This window comes from uncultured Psychrobacter sp., from assembly GCF_947495825.1.
Lineage (GTDB): Bacteria > Pseudomonadota > Gammaproteobacteria > Pseudomonadales > Moraxellaceae > Psychrobacter.
In genome coordinates, this window is the sequence record NZ_CANMAH010000002.1 from 275,646 (window position 1) to 294,207 (window position 18,562).

The following is an 18,562-nucleotide window of genomic DNA, read 5'->3' on the forward strand; positions in this document are numbered from 1 at the left end:
CCTAAACTCTCACTTCGATGTTTTCGGGATAAGAATGTATGCAATTGCCAAATATATCTCCTTCTTGATTGGCGCTACTCTGGCCATTATCCAACAACCATGCGACAACCTGTTTGTGTACCCTGTCGTTATAAAGTAAATTGTAGTGACTTACGCCATAAAAAATGGCCTTGTGCCCTTCAGGGACTGACAAAGCATGCTCACCATCATGCTCTCCTAACGCGGATTCTATCGTCACCAAACTATCACCTAATAAGCTTGTCGCTTTAGAGTCATAATGAGCCTCAACCAGCGTGGCTGCGACAAAATAAGTATTCACATGCAGCGGCAAACGCGCAGGATGAAGAAACTCTTGCGGCAGTACACTGCGGCCTTCTAAAGACATCCAGTCATCGTCACGAATACTACCATGACGCAAATCGATGATGCCTGTACTACGTAAATCGCCAAGTTTCGCAAGTGATCCTGCAAAAGGCAGCTTGGCAATCATATCTTGCACAAAGTAGCCAATACGTTCTAGGCTTGCACCATGGTGCGGTGAGCCAAGAGTAATCAAATTACCAACTCGCTTCACCCACTCAAAACCTTGTTGCTTACCATAAAACAACGCACTACGAGCGACCAATCCGCCCATGCTATGCCCAACCAAGTCTATCTGATTGATGCTTGGATTGTTATTTATTAGCTCTTGTAGCACTTTGGACAAGTTGCGACCACTAAGTGAGATGCGCCGTCCGGTATTGTAATCAAGGTATAGAATGGTAGATTCTGGCAGACTGTGGCTAATACGTGCGCCAAGACTATTATGGGCAGTTGGTTGCCAACTTAGATGGCTCATACAAAGACCGTGGCATAAGATAATAACGCGCCCTGATATCTCTTTGTTTTGTAGCTGTTCCCCTATTGGACGTGAGACGCTGTCGCATAGTGTCATTGGAATGGCAAGGGGATTATTATGATTAACGAGATGATCGCCCATCACACCATTTAGGACGTTAATAAGCTGCTTAAAAGATTCTGGTAGCGGACGAGCATCTTTTTGACTGATTACGTTTTTATACAATCGCAGTGCCAATGCTAGATTATTACCTACTAACAACGCCACTTGACGTACTGCACCATATATCCGCCCTGTGAGACCACGTTGCCATTTACTGACATTGCCTTCATTAAAACGCCCCAAAGGACGTAAAACAATCTCACGGTGGATGGCTTCTACGATATCCGTTACTTCAACCACTCCCATCGTCGCAAGCTGCGCTAACCCCTCAAAAAAATCGCTTAAAGATATGGGCTTAGGTGAAGTGAGGGTCTTATCGTCATTTGCCTGTAATTCTATTGCATCATCGATATAGATATATTCAAGCTTTGCCAGCTCCTCATACAGATCACCTTGGAACCTTGTGTTAACGTCAGAGCCAGAGCTTACATTAGACTCAAGCTTGTTTTTGGCAAATAAATTGTGAATCGAGTCGATAGAATCTAGATTGTTCATAGTTTTAACGTATTTAGCGGCCAGAATACCCACTCATATTATCTGCTATGTCAGATAAACGAAACCTTTATACTGTCACATAAGCTTACTATGCTCATCTTCAATAAAAAATCCCAAGTTTTGGCTTGGGATTTTTTAGATGTTAGCTGTTTAATAAATATTAACTACTTAATCACTATGTCGTTCTCACATCCGTTGCAAACGACTCTGCCAGTATCATATCTCCGTCCTCACGAGTAATCATGACCGTAGCTGAGCGCGGTATACTGCCGCCTGCGACTGCACCCCACGTATTACCAGGATGCTGAATGTTAATGAATAACGTTTTGAAATCTGGTGTTAGGGTAATACCCGTTACCTCACAGCCTTCAGGACCGACAAAAAAACGTTTGATATTGTCATTATTTGCTCTCATACCGACACGTGTTTGCTGTCCTGCCGAGGTGGTTTTGAGCGTACCATCGCTGACATTGCCTGGTAGTGCTGCGAGCAACATGCAACTGCTGGTATCGGTATAAGCGCTGTCATCAGTCTGAATCCACAATACCCCACGTGGGTCAAAGTACAAACCATCTGGCGAAGAAAAATCGTTATTATCATTTAATTGCGATAAGTTCTCTGCTGACAAAGCACTCGGCGCGGCAAATAGATAAATATCCCACTCAAAGCTCATTGCCGCATGATCCCCTCCTGCTTCTGCCCAGCGAATAATATGACCATTGTCATTGCCACGCGCTTTACCACGAGCCTGATAACTGCGCGGGTTGGTTGCAGACACTGGTTGGTCATCACGTTCACCGCGATATTTATTATTGGTCAAAGTTACATAAACTTCACCTGTAATAGGACTGACGGACACCCATTCAGGACGATCCATCTTGGTTGCACCTAACGTATCAGCAGCAGCACGCGCAAACACTAAAACATCATCTTGTCCATTAAAAGGCAGCACGCTATTAGTGGCATCTAGTCCGTTTTGACCATGGACTAACGGCTGCCACTCACCGCTCCCATCGTCATGGAAGGTTGCAACGTATAGCGTGCCCTCATTCATATACTTATCACCAGCTTTTAGGCCCGCCCCTATATCTGTATTTGACCACAGAGCTTTAGAGACAAACTTATAAATATATTCACCGCGAGCATCATCACCCATATAAAAAACCACTGGTTTGCCTTGCTCAACAGGTGCATAGGCGCAGTTTTCGTGAGCAAAACGTCCTAATGCTGTACGTTTTTGTGGCATAGAATGTTGGTCAAAAGGGTCAATTTCAGTGATATAACCGAAGGTGTTAAAACCATTGCGATAATCGTCAGTCGCTGTTGCACCGACAGCTGTCATGTCCCAGCGGGAAAATTCATCAGAGATTTTGGCGTCTTTGGCTTCTGGGGTATGCCATAAATACCCTGAGCTGGCAAAATTTTCTGTTGCACCATAACGCTTACGACCATAATTCTGCGCGGCAGTTAATCGACTGGCATCTTGACCACGGGCAAAGACGCCTAAGAAGTTTTCTTCTGTCGTCAAATACGTACCCCAAGGCGATAGCCCTGCACCGCAATTATTATTGATTCCACGAGTCTGAAAGCCTGTCGGATCAAACTTGGTCTTGACCAAATCGGAGCCAGCAACCGGCCCCGCTAACTGCGATTGAGTACTACTAGTAATGCGGCGATTGTATTTTGAATTGAGCACCATCTCATATCCTATGCCATCAGCACGGCGAGTCATCTCAACTACCGCCACGCCATGACAATTGGCTTCACGGCGCACATCACTGGCGAGACGGCGATTTTTGAATATAGCTGCAGCATTATTATCTTGGATTACATGGTAGCCAAACGGGCTTAGCTCCTCACTATTCACGTACTCATGATTCATGACTAGCAGACCATTCTCTGATGCTTTGGCATCGTATCCATGACCCTTTTTGCCAAAGAACCACATGCCATCATGGTTATCACCCATGCGCCAATCAAACGACTCAGCGGACTGCTCACGATTGTCTTTCCAATCATCAATGCCAGAAATTAATGGCGTGCCCAGTGGTAAAATAATTTCGGCCTTATAACCTTCTGCCACGCTCATTGTTTCGGCAGTGGAGTGTGCGACTGCTTTAAACTTTAAAGTATCAGGACGCTTTAAGTCACCTTGCGCAGGGATAGCAGCATTATTATTATTGACAATCGGTCTTCCAATACTACTCTCATCATCGTCAGCACATCCGACTAAAGGAAGTGCGCCAAAAAAAGCAGCAGCTGTCAATCCTGTACCACCTTTTAGAATACTACGGCGGTTAAGACGACGATTGATAATGCTTTGAAAGTCAGTATTATGAGTAGGATTGGAATCTTCAACAACTTCGTGGGCAAGATTTTGCTTATCATTTAGTAATGTCATTGTCAGTCACCTTGCTGTTAGGCTGGATTAGCATAAATGGGATCAGTCGCAGCTTTATAATTAACACTACGAAAATGCGGATTACGCTTGAGTCTATTGAACTTTCATGACGATACGATGACATTTAAATAACAGGCTTTATTTAAACAAAAAATCCCAAGCATTGGCTCAGGATTTTGTATTTTCAGACATCAAATTTTTATTTAAGCTTATATTTAAAGTAACGCTATTGCACTCGCGCCTGCCACTCGTGCGCGCCCAATACCAACTTTAAATCATCGCCTGCATGCAGTATACCAACCCCACTTGGCGTGCCAGTCATAATCACATCACCTGCCTGCAAACTAAAAGCATGGCTAATCTCGGCAAGTAACTCATAAACGGGGAATAACATCAGCGCGCTTTTACCATCTTGCTTAAGCTCATCATTAATATAAAGCTGGTAATGCACATCGCTACAGTCGCCAAATGTCAGCGGATCGACCCAGTCAGCGAGCACACATGCGCCATCAAAGCACTTTGCACGCTCCCATGGATGGCCTTGTTCTTTGAGCTCACTTTGTAAGTCTCGCAAGGTCAAATCTAGCCCTAGCGTGACTGCTTCAATTAAACCAGTAGTACTGACAACCTCTTCTAACGAAGCTGACTTCAAATCCTGACCCAAACGAATACAGAACTCCGCTTCATAATGTACTGGATATACTTTTTCGCGGGGCACATCACGGATACTACTAGGAATAGCGTCTGATAAAGAGATGATACTTGAAGCAGGCTTGATAAATAGTAGTGGACGCGTTGGAACAGCATTGCCAAGCTCAGTGGCGTGGGCGGCGTAATTACGACCGACACAGACGACTTTACCTATCAAATTGCGCTTGTTATTAGCGCTGGTATCATCGTCTAGACTAAACTCATTATCTTCTCTAACGATGTCATTAATCAAAGAAACATGGGGGGATTCAGTCATGATGCGTTCTCACTATAAAAGGAAGTCGTACGATTATTTACCAAGCAGCTTTCCTCACTATTTTTTATTATTATCTTTTAATAGTGGTTAATCAATCGCTCTATCGTAATGTGTAATCATCTACGTAATAGAAACATGGTTTTGCATCATGAGATAGTGCGTGTCACGACATCTGGTGGTACGTAGCTGGTGTGACGATTCATGCGTTTTTCAAACCTGCCAAAAACGAATAAAATCACCCATGATAATAGTAAGTAGACGACACCTGCAGCGAAGAATAATTCCATCAAAGTATAAGTACGGGCACTGATAGTACGGGCTACCCCAGTGATATCCATCAGCGCAATCGTTGATGCTAAGGCACTACCTTTAAGCATAAAAATCACTTCATTACTATACGCTGGAATCACAATACCAAATGCTCGCGGCAAAGTAATACGAGTGAGCTTTTGCCATCTCGACATACCAATCGCATCCGCAGCTTCAAGCTCGCCAACTGGAATAGCTTGAATGGCTCCACGAATAATCTCGGCAAGATATGCACTCGTATTCATCGTAAAGGCAATGATGGCACACCAATAAGCTTGGCTAAGTACTGGCTCCCACAAGAATGAATCACGTATGGATTCGAACTGGCCAAGACCATAGTAAATCAAGAATATCTGTACCAGCAGCGGCGTACCACGAAAAAAGAAAATATACAAAAAAGGTATGATCTGCACCATCCAACTTTTGGATAGCCTTAATAATGCTAAAATCAAACCTAAAAACAGTCCAATGATGCCCGAAATCACGACCAGTTGTACAGTTAATACCGCACCGCCCAATAGATCTGGGATATGTTCAAAAATAACCTGCCAATTCCAATCCATGAGTATCTCTCCTCTACCCTGTGGTCGATTGACGGCTAAGCTTTTTGGCATAGCGTGCTGCTGGGTTGGCACGCCATTCAAGCCACATCATAAAGCCTGTGATGAGCATCGTCAGCCCTAAATAAATTATCGCTGCTGCCATATAAAACGTAAAAGGCTGCTGAGTTGACTGAGCGGCGCGGGATGACTGATACATAATATCTTTAAGACCAATGACTGATACCAAAGCAGTATCTTTGAGCAGTACCAAAAATAAGTTACCCAAACCCGGTAAGGCAATTTGCCATACTTGCGGTAAGGTAATCCGATAAAACGTCTGAAAAGGGCGCATCCCAACTGCTTGGGCCGCCTCACTCTGACCTACTGGAATCTCCTGAATAGACATCCGTAAAATTTCGGTCGCATAAGCACCAAAAGCAATAGATAAGGCCATGACCCCGCCCCAAAACGCACTGATCTCAATATAGTCGTTATAACCAAACTTTTTGAGTACACTCATCAGCAGTATAGAGCCGCCATAATATATAAACAGCACCAATAGTAGCTCAGGAATACCGCGCATCGTGGCTGTATAGACAGTCGCAATTTTACGTAGTATCCAAATCTTGGACAGCTTAGCAGTCGCACCCAGAAGCCCGAGGACCATGCCTATAGCTAAGCTGGTCAAGGCAAGCTTGATAGTGACGGTTGCGCCGCTCAGTAAGAGCGCGCCAAATCCTTGTAAGTCAAACACAGTTGTCCACTCAGTCTCTTTATATTAGCAAGTTAGCAGAATGTTAGTTAAAAGAATCAGTACCAATCGTCTTATATTTTCTAGAGCAACAACACATTTAAACTTGCGCACAGACGATGATTGATTGACTCGGTAGAAATGCGCCGTGATTTTATCATAATCGGCAAGCTCTATGTTACTGCTCATAAGCAAAACCTGTCTATAAATGAACATTCCTACTGTCAAAACCCCGACTACTAGGATAAATTTGGCAAGACTGTACAGTCAGTTTACAGTTATCTCTGATACCTAGCAGGTGCTTATGTACACATCACGATAAAACACTATCGACAAAATAAAAAAGGATATCACCAGTTTGGCAATATCCTTTTGACTAATAAGATAAGTATTTTGAGGTTGGCTTATAAATCATTAGAGCAAGACACCTCTATTGAGCAGCAGTATCTGCGATAGGTTCATCGATTACCACAGTTGACGTAACCTCATTATCAGTAACAGTCTCAGCCGCTGGCATAGCAAAGTACTTTTGATTAAGCTTATCATAAGTACCATCAGCTTTTAGATTCGCCAATGATTGATTAATTTTTGCTTGCAAATCATCGCCAGGACGCACAGCGATTGCAAAGTTATCATCGATATCGATCTCATCACCTTTGATCACATATCCGCTACCTGATGGCGAGCTTAACCACTCTAGCGCCGGCAGCTTATCGGAGATCATTGCATCAACGCGGCCTGACCCTAAGTCCAAAAACGCATTGCTCAAAGTATCATATAACTTCATATTGGCTTTTGGATAAGCATCCTCTAACCACTGTGAAGAAATGGTTGAGCGCTGGGCGGCAATAGAGTGAGCATTGATATCACTACTTTGACTTGGATCAAAGCTACTGTCTTTTTTGGCCAAAAATACCAAGGTATTGCTAAAATAGGGATCAGTAAAGCTGACTTGTTGTGCGCGCTCTGGCGTTATAGACATCGCGGCTACAATCGCATCATACTTGCCAGCCTTTAGACCAGGAATGATACCATCCCAATCTTGCGCCGTAATCTCACATGTGACTTGCATATCAGCACAGATAGCATTGGCCATATCGACATCGAAGCCGCCGAGTGTCCCATCTGCATTGGTATAGTTAAAAGGTGCATAAGCGCCTTCGGTACCAATACGTAACACCTCACCTGACTCGGAAGCTGATGTTGTCTCAGCAGCTGTTGCATCAACGTCATCAGCACTGTCTTGGCTATTGCTACAACCAACTAACGTAAAGGCAGCAGCCATAGTCAGCAGAGGGGTCGACAAACGTTTCACTTTAATCGATTTAATGACAGACACATTCGCCATTACGATAGCGGGGACAAAATGGTTGCTCATAATCATCCTTGATATTTACTAAAGACAAACAGCTCAGGTTTTTACTCATTAAGTGCGCTATTAGTTAGTCGCTGCTTCTGCTTGCTCTTCTTCAGCAATCATAGCATTGGCATCGACATTCCCTTCGTCCACGACGACTACCTTTTCGACACCATCAGTTGCTGTCGCTTGTTGAGCAGCAGCGGTCGTGCTGGTACCAAAGTAGCTACCAGTAATCTGATCATAGACACCATTAGATTTTAGCTCAGCCAAAGCTTCATTGAATTTGGCAACTAAAGGATCACCTTTACGAAAGGCAATACCCATTGCATCTTCTTCAGTACTAATCTCTTGACCTTTAACTTCATAGTCTTGACCAGCTTCAGTCTTTAACCAATCAATGCCAGTCACTTTATCTGACATCATGGCACGTACGCGACCTGATGTCAGATCTAGATAAGCGTTGTCTTGAGTATCATAAAGCTTGATGTCAGCCTCTGGATATTCGTCTTGTAAGTACTGTGATGAGACCGTTGAGCGCTGAGAAGCTACAGGCTGCCCTTTTAGATCAGCAACGCTGATATCGTCGCCCTTTTTACCGATCAAGATAATACCAGTATGAAAGTATGGATCCGTAAAATCTACTACTTCTTTACGCTCAGGCGTGATCGACATACCAGCGATAATCGCATCGAATTTTTGTGCATTGAGCCCAGGAATAAGACCATCCCAATCTTGAGAGATAACCTCACACTCAGCTTGCATCTGCGCACATAGCGCATCGACCAGTTCAATCTCATAACCGATAAGTTTGCCATCAGCATCTGTGTAACTAAACGGCTTATAACTTGATTCGGTGGCGATTTTTACATTAATAGGCGTATCAGAAGCTGTAGTATCTGATGCGGCATTCTCTTCTGGTGCAGTACTGTTGTTACAGCCAGCCAGCATCAGCATAGCAGCGCTAAGCGGTGCCAACCATTTGGCTTTACTTACGATTGATGATGTCATAGATGTTGTCATAATTGCTACTCTCTTATTTCTAAAACAGAATGTTATTGACCAAAGTTTTCTTGTTCAAGACGAGCAAGCTCACCGTTGCTGCGGATCTCACTTAACGCCTTATTAAAGTCATCTTTAAGAGAGTCATTTTTACGTACAGCGATAGCAATGTTGTCGTCATTATCTATTTCATCACCAACAATACCAAAGCCTTCAGGGTTATCTGCCAACCACGATTTGGCCGATACTTTTTCGGCCAATACCGCATCGCTACGACCAGATTTTAGGTCTAAGTAGGCATTATCATAATTATCGTATAACTGAACTGTATTACCGTCCTTACCTTCATAATTATCTTGTAGATAAGCGCCTGGAGTCGTTGAGCGTTGACCACCTAATGTCAGGTTTTCTATTGCCGTCGGATCAAAACTGCCATTAGTATCAGTTAGCCATACCATGGTATTAGCAAAGTAAGGCTCAGTGAAATCGACCTTTTCTTGACGCTCAGGAGTAATTGACATACCTGCGACCACAGCATCGTATTTTTGCGCCAATAGACCTGGAATGATACCGTCCCAGTCTTGAGCGACGATCTCACAGTTGGCCTGCATCTGCTCACACAAAGCATTGGCCACATCGACATCAAAGCCTGCCAAACTGCCATCAGCGTTGGTATAGTTAAAAGGAGGGTAAGCGCCCTCAGTCGCGATACGAATAGTCTTACCAGCCGCGTCTGCCGCAGGTGCATCAGCGCTAGTATCAGCGGCTTCATTAGCAGGTTGGCTACAAGCACTAAGCGCAATGGCCGCGGTGATGGTCATCGACGACCACAATAGGCGAGAGTTCGACATCATACGTTCCTCATTTTTTAATAAATTTTTGATAAAGATTTGTGTTGTTTTAACGTCTGACATCCTTGCCAGATATAAATACAATAACAGGTATTGACATTTTATAGACAACTCGATAATACCTCACTCAAATATCAAAAACAAACGTTTTGCATATTGACTGTCATTATCGAGTAATAAAGCGTCAAATGAGGATAAAAGTCATGGTTGATGATCGTTTGACACCGTCACTATCTGACGTTGTTAGTTTGACACTGTCAGATAGTGGTAATGCGATTGATTGTCTGAAAAGTTAAGACATAAGGTTAAAAAATAGCGCGATGGATAATAGATGATGGGTATTTTTAATAATTAATTTTGATTGTGCGATGCCATAAATTCTTTGACTCGCTCTGAGGTGGGATTATCAAATACCTGCTCAGGTGTGCCTATCTCTTCAATCACACCTTGATGTAAAAACACTACTTTGTTTGAGACTTCACGAGCAAAGCGCATTTCATGAGTGACAATTAACATCGTACGTCCCTCCTCTGCCAAGTCTCGCATTACGGTCAGCACTTCATTGACCAGCTCGGGATCAAGCGCAGAAGTTGGCTCATCAAATAATAATACGCGCGGCTGCATCGCAAGTGCACGAGCGATAGCAACACGTTGACGCTGACCGCCTGATAAGTTGGCAGGATAAGCATCTTTTTTATCAAGCAAACCAACTTTATCTAGCAGTTTCTCTGCATCACTGATGGCTTGCTGTTTTTTAACTTTTAATACTTGCGTTGGCCCTTCAATGATGTTTTGAAGAATGGTCTTGTGCGGCCACAAATTAAAGTTTTGAAAGACAAAACCCACACGGGCTCGTAAGCTATCAAGCTGCTTATTGTCTGCTGCCTGCATTTCGCCGGACTTGGTTGGCTTTAGCATGAGCTCTTCATTGCCAACACTAATATGTCCTTGCGTGGGCTTTTCGAGTAGATTAATACATCGTAGTAAAGTCGATTTACCAGAGCCAGAAGATCCTAAGATAGAGATGACATCACCATCGTAGGCAGTCAACGATACACCTTTGAGCACAGCCAATGAGCCAAAGCTTTTATGAAGATCTTGTAACTCTAAGGCAATAGGGCGAGTCGAGTTTGCGGCAGTCTCAAGCATGGGTTAGCAGATTTCCAATAAAAATAAATAAAGAGAGAAGCGTCATAATAACTTAAAATGATACTAATAAGTTTTATAGTGCTATTGCGCCACATTGTCGCTTAAAACAGGACCAAAAGGCAAACTTTCTATCTGTTTTTTATGCTTGATACATCTTGCTTCTTTACCCATAAAAATAGCTCAGATAGCATTGGCATATCTGAGCTCACATATATTATTAGCTTTTTTATACAAAGGTAGTAAAAGTCTGTTTAATTATTAGCTTAAGTAATAGACAGTCTATAAGCTTATTGCTCATAACTTAATAGGTTAAAATTAGTAGGTTGAGACGTGTTCTTCTGATTCGCTACCGTCTAGTATTTCAGATTCGTCAGCTACTTCAGACTCATCAGCTGTCGCGATGGCAACGTCATTGTTCATCATATCACTATCAGCGTCGCTAGGCATATCATCTGAAGCGTATGCCGTATTTTCACTGGTGGCTATGGCTGTGTCATCGTCTACATTGGTGACACCCTGCTCCACTTCTGCTTGAGCATCCATGGCTGTCTCATCTTCACTCACCGGCGTCTCGTTGTCCGCGCAAGCGCCTAAGGCTAAAGCAGATGCTGCTAGCGAAGCGTACAACCACTTTTTGAGCATTGGTTTATGCAGCATTGTCTCTATTGTATTGGTTTTTTTCATGGTCTTCATTTTAATTCTCCGTGGCTCTTTGGCACTGGTAGGATTCAAAATTTTTCTAAACACGCTCAATGGATATTGAGTCTAGTGAATGCTTGATGATTTAGTACTCAACTATACTGATAACCGCTTGTCACTACCTTAGTAGTTACAGCGCAGTTATGTTAAAAGTGCGTAACCACGTACGTATTAAGTTTTTTGTATTATTGTTTTGAGTTAACAGTCTTACAAATAGACAATATCTTGAATTAAATCTTATGTTTATAAAAACTGACAAAGTCAGCATAAGTAACAATAATTGCTGAGTAAAGGCAGGTACTGTTCACAAATTCATCTTTACTATCGACCGTAACTCCTCTATGTTAAATAGCATAACGCTGTGAGGCCGATAAAACGTAAATTCTGTCAACGACACCCCATTACTAACGAAAAACTCTCATCCACAGACACAAGGAAATCTTCTATGAGTCAATCAAATACCGCAGACGTCGCAACTTATATGCAACAAGTCGGCAAACAAGCCCGTGCAGCGTCGCGTACGCTTGCCGCTGCTAATACTGGCGATAAAAACTCCGCATTGTTAGCGATTCATGATGTATTAGTTGATGCAAAACAAGATATCTTATCTGCTAACAAAATCGATATGGATAAAGGTCAAAAAAACGATCTTGAAACAGCGCTTCTAGACCGTCTAGAGCTAAATGAAGACCGGTTCGAGGGCATGCTCCAAGGCCTAAAAGATGTCGCCGCACTGCCTGATCCTATCGGTGAAGTCACAGACATGACCTATCGTCCATCTGGTATTCACCTAGGTAAAATGCGCGTGCCTCTTGGCGTCGTTGGCATGATTTATGAGTCGCGTCCAAACGTCACTTTAGAAGCTGCTTCTTTAGCCCTAAAATCAGGTAACGCCATCATTCTACGCGGCGGCTCAGAAGCATTTGAATCCAACCAAGCAATCGCGAAATGTATTCATCAGGGCCTAAAAAAAGCTGGCCTCTCTGAGCACAGCGTGCAAGTACTACAAACCACAGATCGCGCAGCAGTGGGCGAGCTTATTACCATGACAGAATATGTCGATGTCATTGTACCGCGTGGCGGCAAAGGTTTGATTGCCCGTATCAGTAATGATGCCAAGGTACCGGTGATCAAACATTTAGATGGCAATTGCCACACCTTTATCGATAGCGATGCCGATCCAAAAATCGCTATCGACGTCAGCGTCAATGCTAAAACGCATCGCTATGGCACGTGCAACACTATGGAGACGTTATTGCTCGATGACACGGTTGCAGATGAGCTATTACCGCGGATTGCTGAAGCCATTATCCAAGCTGATGACGCCATGCAACTACGTCTCGATGATAAGGCGCAAGCTATCTTAAATGATAACGCCAAGCTCGAGGGCCATCTATCGGCTGCAACTGATGAGGACTGGGATACTGAATATCTAGCGCCTATCTTAGCGATTAAAATCGTGGCAGGCATTGATGAAGCCATTGAACATATCAACACCCATGGCAGTCATCATACCGATGTCATCATTACTGATAACTATACTAAGTCGCAGCGCTTTATCCGTGAAGTGGACTCAGCAAGTGTTATGATCAACGCTTCTAGCCGTTTCGCAGATGGTTTTGAGTATGGCTTGGGCGCAGAGATTGGTATCTCAACCGACAAGATTCACGCGCGTGGCCCTGTAGGACTCGAAGGCCTAACCTCACAGAAGTGGATTGTCTATGGACATGGCGAGACGCGTGCTTAACTTGTTGTCTCTTGTTAACTTATTGTCCCTTAACCTACCATTTATAGCGTAACCTCAAGTATAATCCACAAAAAACGTCAGCTTAATTGCTGGCGTTTTTTTATTAATGGTAAATGGACCATAAAAACTCGGTTACCCAGTAGAAGCCAACATAAAGATTAGGATGCAACATAACAAAAACACTGTATAGGAACGTAGCCTTATGCAAAGTGGCAAAATCAAGCACTATAACTCAGATAAAGGCTATGGCTTTATCGACGTTGATGAGCAAAATGAAGATGTTTTCTTCCACGTCAGTAAAGTAAGGTTGTCAAAGCCGATCACCGTAGGTCAAAGAGTCTATTTTAATAGGAACGTAACGACAAAAATCAATTGCGAGCAACTGAGGTGACTGATGCTTCGTTGAGTATCGAGCAGAGTACGACAAAATCAAATCATACGTCAGTACATTTAAACCAAAGTAATCAGAACGGCGGCCACAGACCAAGTAGCGTGAATAGCCGCAACCGCTATCATACCTCTAATAATCAATATCCGAGGTACAGCAATAAAAGCTGGAAATCGACTGCTATTAGCGTACTTATTCTTATTGCCGTCATATTCTTTGGCTATACAGAATTAAAGCCTACGTTACTCGGTGATAATTCATCTAATGTTACATCAACCTCTTCTTATGTTGAGACACAGACAAACGCTATCACTGGCGACCCTCAGATAGATCAAACCATTGCGCTGATTCAACAAGGTGGGCCTTTTCCATATCCGAATAAAGACGGTACTACCTTTTATAATCGTGAAGGCAGACTGCCTGCCGAGTCCCAAGGCTACTACCGCGAGTACACAGTACCTACGCCTGGAGTGTCTCATCGAGGAGCGCGGCGTATTGTCACTGGTGGCAACCCTCCTACCGTCTATTACTTGACCGTTGACCATTACGACAGCTTTCGAAAGCTTAAGGTAAATTAATATGAGCCAAGCCATTTATTTTGTTGATCAAAGCAGTGCAGCACTTAGTGACAGCATTCCTAAAGAAGCTGTGAGTATCCCAATCGGTAAAGCGCTCGATAAAAAAACCCTTTTGACCAGCCTAGCCAAAGCATGCGATTTTCCTAGCTACTTTGCTCATAACTGGGATAGTGCGTGGGATTGTTTGACAGATAGTGAAGTTGAGTATCTAGAGCTTAATTTGGCTGCGGTAGAGAACATAAACACTGAGGACTTTAACGTTTTTAAAGGCATCGTTGAAAATGCCTATAAGGACTTCGGCAAGCCGCAACTTTGGGTGGTTGTGCCGACAAGAGACAAGGATTAGTCGCTAATTATCACAAAACCTAAATTTGAGATAAATATAATTTTGTCTCCAATTTGGGTTAATTTATATTTAGAAAAAGGATTGATCTATGGAAATTACTTTAAATGGCTATTACACCTTGATATTAGCCACTTTAGTACTACTGCTAGGGCGATTTTTGGTTAAGAATATCAAGTTTTTAGAAAACTTTAATATTCCAGAACCAGTTGCAGGCGGTTTGGTGGCTGCAGTCGTTGTTTATATATTAAATATATTTTGGGGATTTAGCTTTAACTTTCATCAAGGATTGCAAACAGCGACCATGCTGATGTTCTTTGCTTCCATCGGTCTGAGTGCTGATTTTAGTAAGCTCAAAGCAGGTGGTACGCCATTATTAATTTTCACCATTGTGGTGTCCGTTTTTATTATCTTGCAGGATGTCGTTGGCGTCGCGATGGCAAGCGTTCTTGGACTTGATCCTTTACTTGGGTTGGTCACGGGTTCTATCGCGCTGACTGGTGGACACGGAACAGCAGGCGCATGGGGCATAACTTTAGAGGAGCAATATGGCGTGGTCGGTGCAACGACTCTGGGTATCGCTGTTGCAACTTATGGTCTGGTCGCAGGCGGCGTAGTCGGTGGGCCTGTGGCTCGTCGATTGATCCAAAAGCTTGGTATAGAGCCAACTCCCTACAATCAAAGCCCAAGTGACATCGAAAAGGTAACAGGTGCACAGTCACTATATAGTACCAAGCACGACGAAGACGACATTTTAAATGACAAAGAAATCTTTGAAAAACCTGACCACATTCGTCTTATTACTGCGTCCTCTACCATTGAAACCTTAGCCCTGTTCGCCGGTGCACTGGCGTTTGCAGAGACCATGACGTTGGTGGCAGCCGATACTTGGTTTGAGTTGCCTACCTTCGTTTGGGCGTTGGCAGGCGGTGTGATTATTCGCAACGTACTAACGATATTTTTTAACTTTGAGATGTTTGACCGTGCCATTGATGTGTTAGGTAATGCTTCTTTGAGCCTATTTTTGGCCATGGCACTGTTGTCACTAAAACTATGGCAGCTGACTGATTTGGCAGGACCTGTACTGATTATCTTAATCGTACAAACGGTGGTTATGATTATCTATGTGTACCTAGTAACCTTTAAGATAATGGGCAAAAACTACGATGCCGCTGTCTTGTCAGCAGGCCATTGTGGTTTTGGTATGGGGGCAACGCCGACTGCGATTGCAAATATGCAGGCAGTCACCGATCGCTACTTGCCTTCGTATAAGGCGTTCTTAATTGTGCCAATGGTTGGTGCATTCTTTGTCGATATCGTCAACGCTACGGTATTGCAGATATTCATTAATTTACCGTTTATGTAGAAACAAGACTTTTTAGACCAGTCTTAGTAATAATTAAAGCCCCAACTACACTTCGGTTAGTTGGGGTTTTTGGTTGGCGTGTTTACTGATCACATAGATTAAAGAACAAATCTTGCGTTTTGTTACGCAACTTCTAATGACACCAAAACCATAAGCCGTTATCAATGGTGTATAAAAATATTGAGGTAAATTATGTTAGTGTTTGCAGTAATCATTGTCGTCTCAGGCGCCCTTATCGTCGGGGCGCTTTGGGGGTTGTATGGACGACTACCTAGCTGGCTTGAAGGCAACTTGCTGGCGGTCGCAGGTGGGGCACTGACGATATCAGTGGTCATCGAGCTATTACAACCAGCCGTGACTGATAGCGGAGTTTGGATCACAGCGGCTTTCACTTTACTAGGCGCCATCGTATTTACAGGTATTGACTACTTGATTGATGAAAAACTCAACTCGGAGGGCGGTGGTGGTCTATTGGCTGCCATCACACTTGACGGGGTGCCTGAAAATCTGGCGCTAGGCGTATCACTCTTAAGCGGCAACGTAATGCAAGTCGCTGCATTAGCAGGTTCTATCTTGTTGTCCAACCTTCCAGAAGCGGCTGGCGGTGCCAAAGAGATGCGCAAAAATGGCAAAAGTAACAAGAAAGTGCTCATGCTTTGGATCGGTGCTGCTGTTTTGTTATCGCTTGCTGCTATCTTAGGTAAGGTGCTGCTCAAGGGCGTTGATGAAGAGATTATTAGTGCTATCGATTGTTTCGCTGCTGGCGCTGTTATTGCCTCTTTAGCGACTGAGGTGTTCCCCACTGCCTTTAAACGCGGCAACCACTGGGCAGGTATCAGTGCGAGTGTTGGCCTGATACTGGCGTTGGCCTTAAACCAGCTTGGTGGTTAATCTGTTTGGTATGGCTGATACGTTGGCTGCCTAATCTCCGTGTACTATAGTTCTGAACACTATGACCAAATCATCGATGACCCAAAGACTCGACTGAGAAGTTCACCATAAAAATACCGACTTTTTTATAACAAGAAAAAACCGCCCAGCCTAAGCTGAGCGGTTTTTATTTTACTCAACGCTAAATAAGCGCTAGCTAAAATTAAAAGAACTGGCTTACTGGTTTTTTTCGTAAACTGGTAGCTCTTTACAGATGGCTTCTACTTTGTCACGTACATCAGCCAAGACTTTTTCATCACCGCGGCTATCTAGTACGTCGCAGATCCAGCCAGCCAAATCGCTAGCTTGTGCTTCGTTAAAGCCACGTGTAGTAATCGCTGGCGTACCGATGCGGATACCAGATGTGACGAATGGAGATTTTGGATCATTTGGTACAGCGTTTTTATTCACAGTGATATGCGCATCGCCAAGCCATTTGTCCGCTTCTTTACCCGTCATTTCTTGCTTAACCAAGCTTATCAGCATTAGATGGTTTTCAGTACCACCAGAGATGATTTCATAACCACGATCTTGGATGACTTTAGCCATGGCTTGCGCGTTTTTGACGACTTGCTGTTGATAGGTTTTGAAGTTGTCTTCTAGCGCCTCTTTAAAGCAAACCGCTTTGGCTGCGATGACATGCATGAGCGGGCCACCTTGGTTGCCTGGGAATACGGCAGAATTAAGCTTTTTCGCCAGCTTCTCATCACGAGCCAAAATCATACCTGAGCGCGGGCCACGTAGGGTTTTGTGGGTTGTAGTAGTAACCACATCAGCGAATGGTACTGGACTTGGGTAAACGCCACCAGCGATAAGACCTGCTACGTGCGCCATATCTACCAGTAAGTACGCGCCTACTTCGTCGGCGATTTCACGGAAACGCTGCCAATCTACAACCTGTGAGTAGGCTGAAAAACCAGCAATAATCATTTTAGGCTTATGCTCTTTTGCCAAACGCTCAACTTCGTCATAATCGATAAGGCCAGTGCCCTCAACCAATCCGTACTGCACAGCATTATAGTTAAGGCCTGAGAAGTTGATATGCGCGCCATGCGTCAAGTGACCACCCGCGTCTAGGCTCATGCCAAGTACTGTGTCATTAGGCTCAAGCAATGCTAAAAATACTGCTGAGTTTGCTTGGCTGCCTGAGTGCGGCTGTACGTTGACATACTCGGCACCGAACAATTCTTTTGCACGATCAATAGCCAACTGTTCAACGACATCAACATGTTCACAACCACCGTAATAACGCTTGCCTGGATAACCTTCAGCATATTTATTGGTTAGATCTGTACCTTGCGCTTCCATCACAGCTTGCGAGCAATAGTTTTCTGAAGCAATAAGCTCGATATGGTTTTCTTGACGTACACTTTCAGCTTCCATGGCTTTTGAAAGTTCTGGATCAAAATCCTTGATAGATATATCTTTAAACATATAAATGTCCTATATATTGACTATTGTTAGAAAGGAGTTGGTAGAGATAAGAAGCCTAGAGGCGGCATCTCGGTATCAGCAATAGTTTTGATGTGCTCCTGCATTCAGGATATCGCTATAACCAAGTGTAACATGAAACTTTACGTTATGAGCGCAAAAAAGCCCTACCTTAAGCTGGGCAAATCAAATGGTTTTATAACACAAATAAATAGCCAATAAAATAAGTGTTTTACCAAATTTTGGCATGCGCTAA

17 protein-coding genes are annotated in these 18,562 nt (G+C 43.5%); 6 read left to right on the forward strand and 11 right to left on the reverse strand.

The features are described from left to right. Position 1: 1 nt before the first annotated feature. From Q0895_RS03945 to Q0895_RS03990, 10 genes are all read right to left on the reverse strand, one after another. The gene (locus Q0895_RS03945; RefSeq protein ID WP_299185666.1) at positions 2–1,495 is read right to left on the reverse strand and encodes an alpha/beta fold hydrolase; all 1,494 of its coding nucleotides are present in this window, start codon (positions 1,493–1,495) and stop codon (positions 2–4) included. Between the two features lie 175 nt (positions 1,496–1,670). After that, positions 1,671–3,896 (reverse strand): PhoX family phosphatase, encoded by a 2,226-nt coding sequence (locus tag Q0895_RS03950; protein ID WP_299185668.1) that lies wholly within the window; start codon positions 3,894–3,896, stop codon positions 1,671–1,673. A gap of 226 nt (positions 3,897–4,122) precedes the next feature. Beyond that, entirely contained in the window at positions 4,123–4,863 is a 741-nt protein-coding gene (locus tag Q0895_RS03955) for a fumarylacetoacetate hydrolase family protein (RefSeq protein ID WP_299185669.1), read from the reverse strand. A 146-nt stretch (positions 4,864–5,009) separates the two neighbouring features. After that, a complete protein-coding gene (locus Q0895_RS03960; protein ID WP_299185671.1) occupies positions 5,010–5,735 on the reverse strand; it encodes an ABC transporter permease in 726 nt (241 codons plus the stop codon). A gap of 13 nt (positions 5,736–5,748) precedes the next feature. Further along, the gene (locus tag Q0895_RS03965) at positions 5,749–6,468 is read right to left on the reverse strand and encodes an ABC transporter permease (protein WP_299185673.1); all 720 of its coding nucleotides are present in this window, start codon (positions 6,466–6,468) and stop codon (positions 5,749–5,751) included. Between the two features lie 427 nt (positions 6,469–6,895). Next, complete coding sequence (locus Q0895_RS03970) at positions 6,896–7,843, reverse strand: ABC transporter substrate-binding protein (protein WP_299185675.1); 948 nt, start codon at positions 7,841–7,843, stop codon at positions 6,896–6,898. Positions 7,844–7,903: 60 nt separating this feature from the next. After that, positions 7,904–8,845 (reverse strand): transporter substrate-binding domain-containing protein, encoded by a 942-nt coding sequence (locus Q0895_RS03975; RefSeq protein WP_299185676.1) that lies wholly within the window; start codon positions 8,843–8,845, stop codon positions 7,904–7,906. Between the two features lie 32 nt (positions 8,846–8,877). Then, complete coding sequence (locus Q0895_RS03980) at positions 8,878–9,678, reverse strand: transporter substrate-binding domain-containing protein (RefSeq protein ID WP_299185678.1); 801 nt, start codon at positions 9,676–9,678, stop codon at positions 8,878–8,880. A 348-nt stretch (positions 9,679–10,026) separates the two neighbouring features. After that, on the reverse strand, positions 10,027–10,824 hold the full coding sequence (locus tag Q0895_RS03985; RefSeq protein WP_299185679.1) for an ATP-binding cassette domain-containing protein: 798 nt from the start codon (positions 10,822–10,824) through the stop codon (positions 10,027–10,029). Positions 10,825–11,139: 315 nt separating this feature from the next. Then, entirely contained in the window at positions 11,140–11,517 is a 378-nt protein-coding gene (locus tag Q0895_RS03990) for a hypothetical protein (protein ID WP_299185680.1), read from the reverse strand. A 451-nt stretch (positions 11,518–11,968) separates the two neighbouring features. Between Q0895_RS03990 and Q0895_RS03995 the strand changes: the two genes are divergently transcribed. The 6 genes from Q0895_RS03995 (at position 11,969) to Q0895_RS04020 (ending at position 16,836) form a co-directional block, all read left to right on the forward strand. Further along, positions 11,969–13,270, forward strand: a complete 1,302-nt coding sequence (locus Q0895_RS03995) for a glutamate-5-semialdehyde dehydrogenase (RefSeq protein WP_299185682.1) — start codon at positions 11,969–11,971, stop codon at positions 13,268–13,270. Positions 13,271–13,472: 202 nt separating this feature from the next. Next, entirely contained in the window at positions 13,473–13,661 is a 189-nt protein-coding gene (locus Q0895_RS04000) for a cold-shock protein (protein WP_299185684.1), read from the forward strand. Then, complete coding sequence (locus Q0895_RS04005) at positions 13,658–14,236, forward strand: ribonuclease domain-containing protein (RefSeq protein WP_299185685.1); 579 nt, start codon at positions 13,658–13,660, stop codon at positions 14,234–14,236. Before Q0895_RS04000 ends, Q0895_RS04005 begins: the two co-directional genes overlap by 4 nt. A gap of 1 nt (position 14,237) precedes the next feature. After that, positions 14,238–14,582 (forward strand): barstar family protein, encoded by a 345-nt coding sequence (locus tag Q0895_RS04010; protein WP_299185686.1) that lies wholly within the window; start codon positions 14,238–14,240, stop codon positions 14,580–14,582. An 88-nt stretch (positions 14,583–14,670) separates the two neighbouring features. Continuing rightward, positions 14,671–15,945: a sodium/glutamate symporter gene (gltS, locus tag Q0895_RS04015; RefSeq protein WP_299185687.1), complete on the forward strand. Its 1,275-nt coding sequence runs from the start codon at positions 14,671–14,673 to the stop codon at positions 15,943–15,945. Between the two features lie 192 nt (positions 15,946–16,137). Then, positions 16,138–16,836 carry a zinc transporter gene (locus Q0895_RS04020; protein WP_299185689.1) on the forward strand — a complete coding sequence of 233 codons (699 nt, stop codon included), beginning with the start codon at positions 16,138–16,140 and terminating at the stop codon, positions 16,834–16,836. 216 nt (positions 16,837–17,052) lie between these two features. Here Q0895_RS04020 and glyA read toward each other — a convergent pair whose 3' ends face one another. Next, positions 17,053–18,309 (reverse strand): serine hydroxymethyltransferase, encoded by a 1,257-nt coding sequence (glyA, locus tag Q0895_RS04025; RefSeq protein WP_299185690.1) that lies wholly within the window; start codon positions 18,307–18,309, stop codon positions 17,053–17,055. Positions 18,310–18,562 lie beyond the last annotated feature (253 nt).

Coding starts and splice junctions, on each gene's coding strand:
- Q0895_RS04010 (WP_299185686.1), top strand. CDS start 14,238: ATGAGCCAAGCCATTTATTTTGTTGATCAAAGCAGTGCAGCACTTAGT.
- Q0895_RS04000 (WP_299185684.1), top strand. CDS start 13,473: ATGCAAAGTGGCAAAATCAAGCACTATAACTCAGATAAAGGCTATGGC.
- gltS (WP_299185687.1), top strand. CDS start 14,671: ATGGAAATTACTTTAAATGGCTATTACACCTTGATATTAGCCACTTTA.
- glyA (WP_299185690.1), bottom strand. CDS start 18,309: ATGTTTAAAGATATATCTATCAAGGATTTTGATCCAGAACTTTCAAAA.
- Q0895_RS03955 (WP_299185669.1), bottom strand. CDS start 4,863: ATGACTGAATCCCCCCATGTTTCTTTGATTAATGACATCGTTAGAGAA.
- Q0895_RS04020 (WP_299185689.1), top strand. CDS start 16,138: ATGTTAGTGTTTGCAGTAATCATTGTCGTCTCAGGCGCCCTTATCGTC.
- Q0895_RS03960 (WP_299185671.1), bottom strand. CDS start 5,735: ATGGATTGGAATTGGCAGGTTATTTTTGAACATATCCCAGATCTATTG.
- Q0895_RS03980 (WP_299185678.1), bottom strand. CDS start 9,678: ATGATGTCGAACTCTCGCCTATTGTGGTCGTCGATGACCATCACCGCG.
- Q0895_RS03945 (WP_299185666.1), bottom strand. CDS start 1,495: ATGAACAATCTAGATTCTATCGACTCGATTCACAATTTATTTGCCAAA.
- Q0895_RS03985 (WP_299185679.1), bottom strand. CDS start 10,824: ATGCTTGAGACTGCCGCAAACTCGACTCGCCCTATTGCCTTAGAGTTA.
- Q0895_RS03995 (WP_299185682.1), top strand. CDS start 11,969: ATGAGTCAATCAAATACCGCAGACGTCGCAACTTATATGCAACAAGTC.
- Q0895_RS03950 (WP_299185668.1), bottom strand. CDS start 3,896: ATGACATTACTAAATGATAAGCAAAATCTTGCCCACGAAGTTGTTGAA.
- Q0895_RS03975 (WP_299185676.1), bottom strand. CDS start 8,845: ATGACAACATCTATGACATCATCAATCGTAAGTAAAGCCAAATGGTTG.
- Q0895_RS03990 (WP_299185680.1), bottom strand. CDS start 11,517: ATGAAGACCATGAAAAAAACCAATACAATAGAGACAATGCTGCATAAA.
- Q0895_RS03970 (WP_299185675.1), bottom strand. CDS start 7,843: ATGAGCAACCATTTTGTCCCCGCTATCGTAATGGCGAATGTGTCTGTC.